Source organism: Pseudomonas sp. MDT1-85 (assembly GCF_054898065.1).
On the sequence record NZ_CM142715.1, the window covers coordinates 3210506 to 3224851 of the forward strand.

Annotated in this window: 8 protein-coding genes; 5 read left to right on the forward strand and 3 right to left on the reverse strand. The window is 53.6% G+C overall.

The window, feature by feature from the left end; all coding sequences use genetic code 11:
- Positions 1 to 51: 51 nt before the first annotated feature.
- A complete protein-coding gene (locus ACYZT2_RS14460) occupies positions 52 to 3885 on the reverse strand; it encodes a hypothetical protein (RefSeq protein WP_461964958.1) in 3834 nt (1277 codons plus the stop codon).
- 248 nt (positions 3886 to 4133) lie between these two features.
- Here ACYZT2_RS14460 and ACYZT2_RS14465 point away from each other — a divergent pair, with 248 nt between their 5' ends.
- Positions 4134 to 6473 (forward strand): hypothetical protein, encoded by a 2340-nt coding sequence (locus ACYZT2_RS14465; protein WP_461964960.1) that lies wholly within the window; start codon positions 4134 to 4136, stop codon positions 6471 to 6473.
- 32 nt (positions 6474 to 6505) lie between these two features.
- On the opposite strand, the gene ACYZT2_RS14470 is transcribed toward ACYZT2_RS14465, so the two are convergent.
- Positions 6506 to 6865: a response regulator gene (locus ACYZT2_RS14470; RefSeq protein ID WP_461964962.1), complete on the reverse strand. Its 360-nt coding sequence runs from the start codon at positions 6863 to 6865 to the stop codon at positions 6506 to 6508.
- A gap of 260 nt (positions 6866 to 7125) precedes the next feature.
- Between ACYZT2_RS14470 and ACYZT2_RS14475 the strand changes: the two genes are divergently transcribed.
- The 4 genes from ACYZT2_RS14475 (at position 7126) to ACYZT2_RS14490 (ending at position 13155) form a co-directional block, all read left to right on the forward strand.
- Positions 7126 to 10629: a response regulator gene (locus ACYZT2_RS14475; RefSeq protein WP_461964964.1), complete on the forward strand. Its 3504-nt coding sequence runs from the start codon at positions 7126 to 7128 to the stop codon at positions 10627 to 10629.
- The gene (locus ACYZT2_RS14480; protein WP_461964966.1) at positions 10630 to 11442 is read left to right on the forward strand and encodes a CheR family methyltransferase; all 813 of its coding nucleotides are present in this window, start codon (positions 10630 to 10632) and stop codon (positions 11440 to 11442) included.
- Between the two features lie 76 nt (positions 11443 to 11518).
- Positions 11519 to 12733, forward strand: a complete 1215-nt coding sequence (locus tag ACYZT2_RS14485; RefSeq protein ID WP_461964968.1) for a hybrid sensor histidine kinase/response regulator — start codon at positions 11519 to 11521, stop codon at positions 12731 to 12733.
- Between the two features lie 44 nt (positions 12734 to 12777).
- Complete coding sequence (locus ACYZT2_RS14490; protein ID WP_461964970.1) at positions 12778 to 13155, forward strand: response regulator; 378 nt, start codon at positions 12778 to 12780, stop codon at positions 13153 to 13155.
- A 47-nt stretch (positions 13156 to 13202) separates the two neighbouring features.
- Here ACYZT2_RS14490 and ACYZT2_RS14495 read toward each other — a convergent pair whose 3' ends face one another.
- On the reverse strand, positions 13203 to 14156 hold the full coding sequence (locus tag ACYZT2_RS14495; RefSeq protein ID WP_461964972.1) for a halovibrin HvnA: 954 nt from the start codon (positions 14154 to 14156) through the stop codon (positions 13203 to 13205).
- Between the last annotated feature and the right edge of the window lie 190 nt (positions 14157 to 14346).

Consider the following 14346-nt stretch of genomic DNA (forward strand, 5'->3'; position numbering starts at 1 on the left):
GGCATTTTTTATCTATCAATCGCCATTTATCTTTGCATCGAGAGCAAAAAGTCAATCCGATACTCTGCACAGATTAATTTCTAATGTGCCCAGGAATTTGTCGGCTGGGGTGTTGCGTAGCGCAGTCTCGATGGTAGCCATATTTACGCCAAATCCAAAAGGATCGGATTTGATTTGGTCAATCAAGGAAACCGCTACTTCATAAGAGTCCGCGTTGTATAAGGCTGGATGCTTCTGAACCAGCGTCGGGAGACTGGGGCGAATGGATTCAAACTGGTGCAGGTGAGTAAACTCTTCCGTGACCACTGTCCTGTAAGGATTCGAAAAAGACGGTTCAATCATACGAGGGTTACGCGCAAAATCAATTAATGGTGCAGCGTCGAATTCAACGCGATCCAGCGTTTTTCCATAATACAGATCGAGTGTGCCAGGCGCGCCATGTGACATTTCATGAATCAACACATCCGCAATTCTGGATTCATCGTATTTGCTTGAGCGATAAAAATCATCCAGGTGTTCCGGGTAAATCTTGATGAATTTCTTGATTGATTCTTTATGTGTAGTCCCATTGATTACCGCCTTCTTCCACCGCCTGTAATCAGGCACATTCAGTGCTGCCACCGCGCTGACGTCGGCTTTTCTGAACGACACATTAGAGAGCGTGAAAGCATCGAGATCCTTGCGCATTGCCCGCAGTTTGAGCCCGATATGTTGAGCGGCTTCGTCGGATCCCGTCCCGAACAGATATTTTAGAACCTTGCGAACTTCGTCGTTTGACTCTACATCGGCCAACAAATGGATGGCACTGTCCAGTTTGGATTTGGCTGCGGGAATCGCCTTCTTCATGTAACGATAAGTGTAGCTTTTGGGCATGATCCTGTGCCACGGCAGGGTAGGCAGTTTGAATTTGTAATTGAAATTTTCCAGTTTGGCTCCCCAAGGCTGGCCCAATCGGTTCAGCGCATACCATTCGTCATTGTGGCGTATACCCCATACCTGGAAGACATCCTGGGAAGTTTGCGCGGGACGCCAGGTTCCCAGGCGAATAGTGTCAGGGTCGATAGTGGCGGCCAGTTGGCGGTGTGGCGTTACGCTCGACCATTTGCGCGTGTCGAAAATCGCGTTATCCAGTGCGGCCACGCTGCTGCGCCACGTTTTGCGCAACAGTTTTGCGCCATGTAAAAGCAAGTCGGATGCTCCATCCAACGGATTGAACAGGTTGCTCACCAATCCGAGTCCCGTCGAAGCGATCTTGCTGGCCTTGGTAGCAATGCTCATGCTTTTGGCGGCCAGGCTGGCAATCTGAGCGACGGCTCCAACCACTAACAGAACGGTCATCGCGGCTTCTAAAGTGCAGGCCGCCACCCCTTGGAATTGTCGATCCAGATCGTCTGAGCTCAGGTCTTCGATACATGATTTGAAGGGCACGACAAAATTGAGAAACGTATCCAGGTCCTTTTCCCGTTTTGCGCGCAATGCCTCCAGCCTGGTCTGTCCCCAGCACTCTTTCACCAATTCATCGTAGGTCGCGACGGGTCTGTGCTTGAGTACGAAATTCACCAAGCGGTCGAACTCTGTCGAATAGAAACTCTGGTAATAACCGTTGATTTCTGGCGCCAGTGGAGACGCTGACAATTCACCGACTTTTTCGATCACACCCTGACTGACGTTGACGAGGCCGGGTGTGACTCCATGGGTATAACACTCGATGTTCGTAGGCAGCTGAAGCACTTTTGCAGGAGCAGAGTAGTTTTTCTCATTGCTGCGAACGGTTGTGCTTAAAAGGTTTTCTCCTTGGATAAGCTCTGCCAGCCGGGTGTTTTCGCGACAGGTTCCGTGCAAGGTGAATAATTCGTAACACGTCACTCGGCCTTCGAAATGTGAACAGATGACTACACCGTATCGACCCTTTGCCTCATCTATGTCCTTATGACTTTCCGTCGGTTTGCGCTGGGTCACTTTCAGGACCGTGTCAAGGGTCGACGCTATGAGATTCATGGGAAGGCTGGTGATCGATTGGAGTTTCGCCACTGACGGTCTTACGGTGAATATCGTGACCTTGCCTTTTAGCAGGCGTGTCCTATCAGGCAGTGGCACTGATGAAAAAGCCTGCTTCACATGCATGTTCATTGCTTGTACATGAGACACATAGGCGTGATTGAACTGACGGTAGAACTCACCATCAGGAGGAATCAGGTTTGCAAGCATGCTGGGAAACGCTTTGTAGATGCTTTCACCACTCTTCAGATCCCAGTCACCGGTCCCCAGATCATTGGACATGTGCAGTTCTACAGGCGATGCGGGAAACGGGTCCGCGTAAGTGTCCTCCAGCGGTCGATTTTTCTTTTGGTGAAGGACGTCGTTTTCAAGATAGGTACATCCTTTGGCGACCTGCTTGAGGATATCCAGTGAGATGCTTTTGCGAGTCGGCAGAGGGCGAGACAATGTTTCGGCCGTTTCGGCAAGCGTCTTGGCATGTCGGAAATACGCGCCTACTGCCACTTCAAGCGAGTCTGTGACCGACTTCTCTACGTCATCCGGCGTGACGATTCTGTTAAGCAATGCCCAATCAATCACAGGATCCATGGCAGCCAGAGCGTCGAGCGTCTTTCGCGATTCAGAGACAGCGTCAAACTTCAACAGTTGTTGTAGCTGCGCATAAGTCATCGAGCGCGTCGATCCCGGCGCAATGATTTCCTCCACCGCGACGATCTGGCAAAAATCGACCCATGGCGGCGTGCCCAATAACAGGGTGGGAGGCAGATCCTTTATCAGAAATTCCGGTGCGGCCTCTGCCAGCAACAGATGAGCGGCCAGTGCCGCATCTCTTTCGGTAATCCGGTGATTCTCGATCAGGTGCCTTTCGAATTTCGTTTGAACATCGGCGAAGGATTTTTCCATGTGTTCGACAGCATATAAGTTGAAACCTGCCACATGGTTGCGAGGCTCTTGTTCGCCGACTCCGGGATGAAGATTGAGCAAGAGCGAAGTCAGTATCATTTGCTTGAGCGACTCATCGGGTTGGGGTTGGTTTTCTTGCGCTCCATACCAACCCAGATCCCGCACATAAGCGTTGGCCCAGTAAAAAGCGATAGGACTGGACACAAGTTTTTCAAGAATATCCTCAGCTTCCGAACGTTTGAAGGGCGTAGACCACCCGCCCAAAATGTCATTTACCAGATGCTCAAGTAACGACTGATCCTTGATGTAACTGCTGATGAGTTTGCGGAATTCGCTGCGCTGAACGGCAGAAAGAGTGACTGAATTGTCTCCGGCTTTGATCATTTCCCAATAGTGACCAAGCGGTGGACTCACTGGAGGCTTCAGCTTCATGAATTCTGTCAGCCTGGAACTTTCGGCGGCGGTTTGGGGAATGATGTAACCATGGAATCTCAGCCATTGCGTCAATTCGACATGGTCAGCGAGAGAGATGATGCCACCGGTCAATTGCGTCATTTCAACCAATGTATGAAGATCATCTTTCAGTTCCGGTGCAAGTTTGAATGCGTTCGCAAAGCCAATTGTTTTACCTGAGTATCTTGCGTTTATTTCGCCTTCGGAAGTTACTTCGAACAGTGAGTGCTCGGGAAGTTGGAGGGTAGCCTTTAATTTTTTGAAGGCGGTTTGTTCGGACATTTTTTGCAGCAATTCCCTGCCGGGTTGCAGAGCGTCTTCAAGCGTCGATCCGGACTCAAGAGAGATGACGGCACCTGCCAGCGTGATTGCTTGCGAAGAACCAGGTTTTTCTCCGCGCTGATTGAGTTTATATACAGCCTCCATTCGCTCATTGTTGTCGCTTTGAAAATGGTGATTTTGAATGACGGTGCCGGGGACAGATCTGGACAAATATCTTTGAGTCGGTGAGTTGGCATGTTTGATGATCATGATAAATCCATTTGTTTTGGGTTTTATGTTTGGGAGATCCTCTTTTGTTATCTTGCGCTTATCAAGAATTGCTGTGTAAGTGTATTTTACAAATGTTGGGAATTCTGAGTTATTGTTTTTTGTTGTGTTGTAATTATTAATAACATCTCCACGATTTACTGTTGGGTTGAGGGTGATTACGGTTGTGCCTGGCTTGCAGTAATGGGGAAGTGCAGTTCGTGCTTTGTTGCTGTTCGCAGGAGTCACTTATGACAGTGGATTTACCTGGTATTTACGACGATGCCGAAGATCAATATTCGCTTCTATGGCTGCTGGACCCTCTAAGTGATCTGGGGGAGGAGGAACCTGTGCCAATGGCGAAAACCAGAACATTCGAAATCAGTTCGCTCGATGAAAAAGATGTTGATGGTGTTGATGTGAAAAATCTGAGTGACGAAATATTGCATGGCTGTTCGGTTGTCGCTGACCCAGCCAGCTTTGATCCAGCCTATTTTATTCGTGATCGCATTGATGAGGCTGTGCAAGCGCTAGTGCCTGACGAAAAAAACAGGTCGCGGATAAAGTATGATTCAGAAGTGATGATTAAATATATAGAAGTTAAACAACCCAGTCGCAGTGACATGCTTAAAGCTGAAAAAGATTCCGCCCACTGGAAGGAGAGAAAATTTACATTGGCAGAACTATGCACCGGCTATCATTATCGTGTACTCAAAGACAGGGGGTACTCTGAAATACAATGGCCTTCCTACTATCCTGCCAAGCTTGTAAAGACTTTGGAGGGGGCCGACTATCAGGCTGACTTCAAAAAGTATGTTGCCGAAAGCTTACAGCATCCTGCGGCGCACGCTTTTGGGCGATTGCTAAAAAAAGCCGAACTCAACAAGCTGGTCGTAGAGTTCATTAAGAGTGACGCTCGCTCAATGGAAGACAGGATAATTGCCCTTGAGTATCTCAAAGGCTTGATCCCTGCGCGCCTTCTTAACTTGCACAGCGACCCGGATCTTGAGGTCGATAACGCCGTGTTTATCGGGCGCAGCAATCTGGATCGCGGCGTGTTGTTTTTTTTGGGCGAAGACAGTGCTGCCATCGAATTTCCCGCCGGGCATGACGAGCGCGGAAGGTTTCTGGAAAACCATCCGGAACTGCAAAAGCGTCTGTTGAAGCGTGTTCCATTGAGCGCCCAACAGAAACCTTACGTCTGTGATTTCAAATATCGTGGAATGGAGTTCCCCTTGTTCGCGACGCGCCCAAACTATCGAGAGCTTGTATTTCGAGCCAGTGCGGACATTGGCAAAGACCTTTTTGACCGGCAAATCGTGCGAGCGTTGACGGACATCGATACATTGGTATCAACCCGCGCCGAGCGTATGACTGATATTGCACTGGAAGTAGCCGGGTATCTGCTGCAATGCATTGCGTTCGCGGTTTCGATTCCGACCGGAGGAACGGCGGCGTGGGTATCTGCACCGATTCGAATGCTGGTTCCCTTTTTGTTGGGAATTGGGGCGTCGGCGACTGATTTGATCCGTGCCGAGATCTCTGATGACCCTTCCGAGGCGGAGCGACTGAGGATCAACGCGGCAATTGGGGTACTGGCTGAACTCGCCGGTCCCATTGCCGAAAAACTCTTGGGTAAGGCTCTTTCTGCGGTTGCCAGGAAAAACATCAGCCGCCGAGTGCTCGAAACCCTAAAGCGCAGCAACAGACCCTCGGTGGTGCGCAGACCCGCAGGCAGCATCAGCCATCAGTTGGCGAGTACTGCTGGCAAAGAGATACCTGAAGCGGGTAAGGGGGTGCTTGTCGCAGGCTACCTGTCGGAGTTGGCGGGTGGGCCCAATGTGGCGCAGTCTCTCGCCACGAACTCGCAGGTGGTGAGACTTTCCGGACCGGAAAAGGGCTTTATTTACCAGGGTTTTGTATTTCGCGGGGACATGCGCGACCCAACGGTAATATTTGAAAAGGGTTTTACCCAACGCACGCCGATCAGGGATCTCAACCAGGTTAACGGCTTCAAAGGGGGTTATGGGGGGGCGCACGATGCACTCGATCTTGATGGCGCCGGGATCTCAACCTCGGCTTTTTACCAGAAAGACGGCGCAGGGGCCTTTGTGTATGGGGGCCAGAAAGGTGGGTATACCTATTTCGTCGATGCTCGTCAGTTGGAGGGATTTCATTTGTACGCCAATACCGAACTGGCGTTTCGCCCCGATTCCGGGTTAAAACAATTGCCTCCTTTGGAAATCAACTATGCCGTCGATTTAACACCTGCCTTGATCCTCGGCGCTTATGACAAGACCGGAAAGTTCATTCCCAACCCCAAAGCAATCAACCGAGCGATCATGGCGAGTGAGGTCAATCCATTGAAAGGCAGTGGTCGAGACGTGGGCAATAAATTCCGTCAGCCGCTGACTGATATCAACGGGCTTGGCGTCGATTTTGGTAACGAGGCGGTGGCCGAGCAGGAAGCAGTGCCGCCTGTGCCAGACACTACTCCGACACCTGCACGACCACTGGCTAAAGTGGATGTCAATGACATCATCGCTTTCAGAGAGCGGCAGGAGGCTAAACGCAAACGCCCGATTGCTTGAGTCGCGTCATTGCCCAGTGGTGGCAAAGGGGGTTAGATCAAAATACCCTTGACCTTGTCCCGCAACTGATCAATGGAAAATGGCTTTGCGATGATATGCATGCCGTCAGGCACCTCGATACTTTCGGCATAGCCGCTGGCGAACAGAATCGGCAATTCGGGACGCAGCATGCGCGCCTGCTTGGCCAATTCCCGACCGTCCATGACGGGCAGCCCCACATCCGTCATCAATAAGTCGATGTCCTGGTCCTCATCGTTGATGAATTCCAGCGCCATTTCACAGCCATCCGCCGCAAGCACTTGGAATTCCAATTCCTCCAGCACATCGACGATCAGCGTGCGCACGATGGCATCGTCTTCGACGACTAGAATGGTGGAGGCGTTCGTGGACATAGTGGGACTCTCAAAGATTGAATTCGCGGATGCCGGTCGATCGAAACCGCCGGGCTCTTGCATGAGTAAGTGACGAATCACGCCAGGTTCTCGACGCGTTACAAAAACAATAGCCGCACAAGAGCCGCACAGAATAACCGCTCCTTTGTCCCAGAGCAGCTAAATGCAGGTTTTTGCCGCAAAACATGTCAGAAAATTGGATCAGCCCGGCAGTTTTGGGGCAGACTCGATGGTTTTCAGCACCTCGACAAGGACTCCCCATGACCTCTGCGTCCTCGGTTGATGAGCAACGATTCCGTAAACTCCTGAGCCGCAACGTCAGCCTGCCGTTGGGTGTCGGCGTCATCAGCGCGGTTTTCTTCGTTTCGCTGATTACCTACCTGTTGTCGGTGATCCAGTGGGTCCAGCACACCGACCGGGTGATCAATAATGCCAATGAGGCGATAAAGCTGACCGTCGATCTGGAAACCGGTATGCGCGGGTTCCTGCTCAGTGGCGACGAACATTTCCTAGATCCCTACGAGACGGCCAAGCCGAGAATCACCGTCGCGCTCAATACCTTGCTCGAATTGACCGCCGACAATCCGGTGCAGACTGATCGTCTGCGCCGGCTCCAGGCCTTGCAGACGGAATGGGCCCATTACGCGCAATCGATGATCGATTTGCAGCGCGCCAGCGGTGACTACCGTGGCGCCGTCAAGGCCGGACGCGGTAAACGGTTGACCGATGAGATCCGCAAGCAATTCGAAGACGTGATCGACATGGAACAGCAGTTGCGCACCACGCGTAACGAGGAAGTGCGCCGCACCACGATCTGGAGCATCGCCCTTTATCTGTTGTTCGTGGCCGGTATCAGCGGGTTGTTGGCCTACATTGGCCGTCGGGACTTGCTCAAACTGTCGCAAAGTTACAGTGCCAACCTCGCCGGACAACAGGCCAGTGCCTGGCGCCTGGAACAGCAAGCCTGGTTACGCAACGGCCAGACCGAACTGGCCGAGCAAGTCCTGGGGCAGTTATCCCTCAATCTGTTGGGGCGCAACATTCTGCAGTTCTGCGCCCAATATTTAGGGACGGCTGTCGCGGCGATCTATGTCCGTGAGGACCATGGTGGCCTGAAGCGCATCGCGTCTTACGGTTTCTCCCGGGAACAGGAAGCGCTTGAACAGCAGCTTTACAGTGGCGAAGGGATTATCGGCCAAGTGGCGCGACAGGCGCGCTTGATTCGTCTGGATGACGTACCGGGCGACTACTTCAAAGTCAGCTCCGGCTTGGGCGAAGGTTTACCGCATAGCGTATTGGTGGTGCCGACCAGCGACGACGATCGTGTCAACGGTGTGATCGAACTGGGTTTCCTGCGCACGCTGACGGATCGTGACGTCGAACTGCTCGAATTGATTGCCGGCAACATCGGCACCTCGATCGAGGCCGCTCGCTATCGTCAACGCTTGCAGGAAGTACTGGCCGAAGCCCAGCAACTCAATGAAGAGCTGCAGGTTCAGCAAGAAGAACTCAAGAGCGCCAACGAAGAGCTGGAAGAGCAGTCGCGGATTCTCAAGGAGTCCCAGACTCACTTGCAAACCCAACAGGTCGAGCTGGAGCAAACCAACGAGCAACTCGCCGAGCAGGCGCAGATCCTGGCCGCGCAACGCGATGCCATGGACCTGAAGAACACCGAACTGAATCAGGCCCAGGTTGAGCTCGAAGCGCGCGCCGAAGAGCTGCAGCGCTCAAGCAAATACAAGTCCGAATTCCTCGCGAACATGTCCCATGAGCTGCGCACGCCGCTGAACAGTTCGTTGATTCTGGCCAAACTGCTGGCGGAAAATCCGCAGGAAAACCTCAGCGCCGAGCAGGTCAAATTCGCCGAGTCGATCTACTCCGCCGGCAACGACTTGCTCAACCTGATCAACGACATTCTCGACATTTCCAAGGTCGAAGCTGGCAAACTCGAGGTGCGTGCGGAAAACACCAGTGTTGCGCGTCTGGTGGAAGGCCTGCATGGCATGTTCCAGCCGTTGGCGGCGGACAAGAAACTGGATTTCCAGGTCCATTTGCAGGCCGACGCACCGCTGATGCTGTTCACCGACCGCCAGCGCCTGGAGCAAGTGATCAAGAACCTGCTGTCCAATGCAGTGAAGTTCACCGATAAGGGCACGGTCAACCTGAATGTCGCTGCTTACCCAGGCAACGGCATCGCCTTTATCGTTCGCGACTCCGGGATCGGGATTGCCCCGGATCAGCAAGAAAGCATTTTCGAAGCTTTCCGTCAGGCCGATGGCACCACCAATCGCCGTTACGGCGGCACTGGCCTGGGCTTGTCGATTTCTCGTGACCTGGCCACGTTATTGGGCGGCTCCATCAGCGTGACCAGCACGCCTGGGCAGGGCAGTGTGTTCACCCTGGTGTTGCCGCAGCACTACGTCGAGCCGGGCGACACGCCTGCCGAAACGATGAAAGCCACGCCAGTTGCCATGCAGGCTGCTATGTGGAAAAGCTCCGTGGTTGCTGCGCCTGGACCACTGATTGCCGACGTCGACATTCCGCGTTTCAACGATGATCGCAACAAGGCGCCATTCGCTACTCGCTGCATTCTGGTGGTGGAGGATGAGCCGAACTTTGCGCACATCCTCTATGACCTGGCCCATGAACTGGGTTATCAGTGCCTGGTGGCCCACGGCGCCGACGAAGGCTACGATCTGGCCAGGCAGTTCATCCCCGATGCGATTCTGTTGGACATGCGCCTGCCGGATCATTCCGGGCTGACGGTATTGCAGCGCCTGAAAGAACATGCCGAAACCCGGCACATCCCGGTGCACGTGATTTCAGTCGAAGACCGTGTCGAGGCCGCCATGCACATGGGCGCCATCGGTTATGCGGTCAAGCCGACCACCCGCGAGGAACTCAAGGATGTGTTTGCCCGCCTCGAAGCCAAACTGACGCAGAAGGTCAAACGGGTCTTGCTGGTTGAAGACGACGATGTGCAGCGTGACAGCATCGCCCGATTGATCGGCGACGAGGACATTGAAATCACCGCTGTCGGCTTGGCGCAGGATGCGCTGGGCTTGCTGCGCAGCACGATTTTCGACTGCATGATCATCGATCTGAAGCTGCCTGACATGCTCGGCAACGACTTGCTCAAACGCATGTCCACCGAGGATATCTGCTCGTTCCCGCCGGTGATCGTCTACACCGCACGTAACCTGACCCGGGACGAAGAGGCCGAGCTGCGCAAGTATTCGCGTTCGATCATCATCAAGGGCGCGCGCTCGCCCGAGCGCTTGCTGGACGAAGTGACACTGTTTCTGCACAAAGTAGAATCCCGCTTGTCCCAGGAGCGCCAGGCGATGCTCAAGACCGCCCGCAGTCGCGACAAGGTTTTTGAAGGACGTAAAGTGCTGCTGGTGGACGACGATGTACGCAACATCTTCGCCCTCACCAGTGCATTGGAGCAAAAGGGGGCTATCGTGGTCATTGGCCGTAACGGTCGTGAGGCGATTGAAAAACTGAATGAAGTCGAGGACATTGACCTGGTATTGATGGACGTGATGATGCCGGAGATGGATGGTTTCGAAGCCACGCTCGAAATCCGCAAGGACCCGCGCTGGCGCAAGTTGCCGATCATTGCGGTGACGGCCAAGGCCATGAAGGATGATCAGGAGCGCTGCCTGCAGGCCGGTTCCAACGACTACCTGGCCAAGCCCATCGACCTGGATCGCCTGTTCTCACTGATTCGTGTGTGGTTACCCAAGATGGAACGAATCTAAGTGGAGCGCACTGAAATCGAATTGAGGCTGTTGGTCGAGGCGATCTACCTCAAGTACAGCTACGATTTTCGCGATTATTCCGGCGCGTCGATCAAACGCCGGGTCAATCACGCCTTGAGTCAGTTCGAGTGCAAGACCATCTCGGCGCTGCAAGAGAAGGTTCTGCACGATCCGACCGCATTCATGCAACTGCTGCAATTGCTGACGATCCCGGTCAGTGAAATGTTCCGCGATCCTTCGCATTACCTGGCGCTGCGTCGGGAAGTAGTGCCCCTGCTCAAGACTTATCCGTCGATCAAGGTCTGGATCGCCGGTTGCAGCACTGGCGAAGAAGTTTATTCGATGGCGATTCTGCTGCGCGAAGAAGGCCTGCTGGATCGCACCATCCTCTATGCCACGGACATCAACCCGCGCTCGCTGGATAAAGCCAGGCAGGGGATTTTCTCCCTGGAGAATGTCCGGGCCTACACTCACAACTACCAGCAGGCCGGAGGTCGGCGTTCGTTCGCCGATTACTACACGGCGGCCTATGGCTACGCCATTTTCGACAAGAGCCTGTGCGATAACGTGACCTTCGCCGATCACAGCTTGGCCACCGACAGCGTATTCTCGGAAACTCAATTAATTTCGTGCCGTAATGTATTGATTTATTTCAATAAAAAACTACAGGGTCGCGCATTCGGCTTGTTTCACGAGTCCCTGTGTCATCGGGGGTTCCTGGCGCTGGGCAGTAAGGAAACCCTGGATTTTTCGGCCTATGACAATCAATTTGAAGCATTGGTCAAACCAGAACGGATCTATCGCAAATCATGAACAGGGCAGTGCTGGATACTCATTGGCTGGACCCTCGCGGCATCGGCCGTCTGCTTGTCGAGCGGGAACGAATCGCATGCTAAGTAACATCCAGGCCAAATTGCTGATCGTCGACGATCTGCCGGAGAACCTTCTGGCGCTGGAAGCCTTGATCAGGCGTGAAGACCGTATCGTCTACAAAGCCCTGTCCGCCGACGAAGCCTTGTCACTGTTGCTGCAGCACGAATTCGCCATGGCCATTCTTGATGTGCAGATGCCCGGCATGAACGGCTTCGAGCTGGCCGAGTTGATGCGCGGCACGGACAAAACCAAAAACATCCCGATTGTGTTCGTCAGTGCAGCCGGTCGTGAGCTTAATTACGCGTTCAAGGGCTACGAAAGCGGTGCGGTAGACTTCTTGCACAAGCCGCTGGATGTTCATGCGGTCAAGAGCAAGGTCAATGTCTTCGTCGACCTGTATCGCCAGAGCAAAGCGATGAAGCATCAGGTTGAAGCGCTGGAGCAAAGTCGCCGGGAGCAGGAGGCGCTGCTCCTGCAGTTGCAGAACACCCAGAATGAACTGGAGCAGGCGGTGCGCATGCGTGATGACTTCATGTCCATCGTTGCCCACGAAGTTCGTACGCCACTCAATGGCCTGATTCTCGAAACCCAGTTGCGCAAAGTGCACCTGGCCCGGAATAACGCCGCAGCATTCACGCTGGACAAGATGCACGCCATGATCGACCGCGACGAGCGGCAGATCAAAAGCCTGATCCGCCTGATTGAAGACATGCTCGATGTGTCGCGGATCCGCACCGGCAAGTTGTCGATACGCCCCAGTCGGTTCGACCTGGTGCAGCTGCTGAACAACCTTCTGCAAAACTTTGCCCCGCAGGTCGAGGCCGCGCAATCATCGGTCACCTTGACGGCCGAGCAGCCCGTGGTGGGCAATTGGGACGAGTTCCGCATCGAACAAGTGATGTCCAACCTGTTGACCAATGCGCTACGTTATGGCGCCAAGAGTCCGATCGACGTACGCGTGTACAATCAGGGCGGGCAAGCGTGGGTTGAGGTTCAGGATCGCGGTATCGGGATCAGTGAAGAGAATCAGCAGCGCATTTTTCAGCAGTTCGAAAGAGTTAGCGCCAAGGCCGTTGTAGCGGGACTGGGCCTCGGGTTGTTTATTTCGGAGCAGATTGTCGCCGCCCATGGTGGCTCCATCACCGTCGAGAGCCGGATTGGCGAAGGCGCCTTGTTTCGCGTTTGTCTGCCGCTGCAGGAAAACAGCCCGATAAACGCAACCTCTGAGTGACCTCACGGTCGTATCAGCAGCTATTGACCGAACAAAGGTTTTCCATGAGTGAAGATGCACAAGATGTGGTACTGATTGTCGAGGATGACCCTTCGATCTTGATGGTGCTGTCTGCTTATTTGTCGGGCGAGGGTTATCGGGTGCTGCAAGCCGAAAACGGCGAGCAGGCCTTTGAAATTCTGGCGAGCAAACCGCATCTGGACATGATGATCACCGACTTCCGCTTACCGGGGGGAATCTCTGGCGTGCAGATCGCCGAACCCGCCGTGAAGCTGCGACCGGAGCTCAAGGTCATCTTCATCAGCGGCTATCCGCAGGAAATTCGCGAGACCGACAGCCCGATCACCCGCAACGCGCCGATCCTGGCCAAGCCGTTCGATCTGGATGTGTTGCAACAGATCATGCAGGACATGTTGTCCTAAGCAGCGCGTCGGCCGATTGCCGACGCGCGGTAGTACATTTCGGCGGGTCAGGGTTTTACCTGGTCTGCCTGAAGGTAAGTGAAAGTTACATCGGCCGTGATAGTGCCGGGTAACGTCATTTTTATGATCGGGACCACCTTTCCACCGGTTTTAGCGTAAAAGTCACGTTGATCATGTTGAGCGCCGGCGAGCCCGCCGGGGAGGTAGTAAAACGCCTCGATGGGCAGTTCCTGAGGAATGTTCTGCGGCCAGGTGGCCAGGATTAACTCGGTGTAGTCGTATGCACCGGCAAACAAGTTTTTCAGATTGTGAACTCTAATGGATTGGTAGAACGAATCGGCGCCCAGGCTGTTCATGGAATCTCGCACATCGAAACTGCACATATTCCAGATGTTCTGGTTCCAGTTTGCGACCCATTGTTCGGCGGTGGCTATACCGATTGTCTGGCAGCGTCGACTCCTATCAGGTGCATAGGGGTGAGCACCGCAACCCGGCTTATCCCTCAATTGAGTCGCGCCGTCTCTTGGGTATGCACAAAGTACCTCGATCTGTCTTGTGCCCTCCGGCTTCGACAGTACCGGGTAGAAAATAAAGCCGTTTTTTTGCCCAAACACCAGATTTTTGAACTTCGCGTCTTTACCCAAAAACGTAAATGAAACGCCACCACTGGTTTGAGAGTGCGGGCTGGGGTTCCAGCTTGAATAAGCATCCGATGGTACTGTCGACCTCAAGACGATTCCTCGGCAGAGGAACGCGGGCATCGAGGGTTTGCCGCAATCAGGGCGAACATCGTTGTAGCGATTGGTCAGGTTGCTTGCGACGGTGGTGCCATTCTGTGCCAAAATCGAGCCGGTGCTGGCGATACCGGTATCAGCCTGCACGGCTATGGGTGCCTGTTCCGCCGGGGTTGGTTGTTGTTGTTGTTGTTGTTGTTGTTGTTGTTCGCGAACCTGACAGCCCGCCAAAACAACCATCAACATCAGCGCGATGACTTCCTTCATTGCCTGTCCATCCCTTGAGTGTGACCTGCGCGTGGCAGGGCGCAGAGCAACCCATCAGAGGCCGTGCTGCGGACTTCAGAGGAGAGTTAATCAAGGAAAAATTGCACTGAATAGCTATCAGAGTTGACAGCTGACAGGCTTCAAATCGAGGTCTATGCTGAGCGGCTGTGGCGTGAGATCAAAGTGTGAT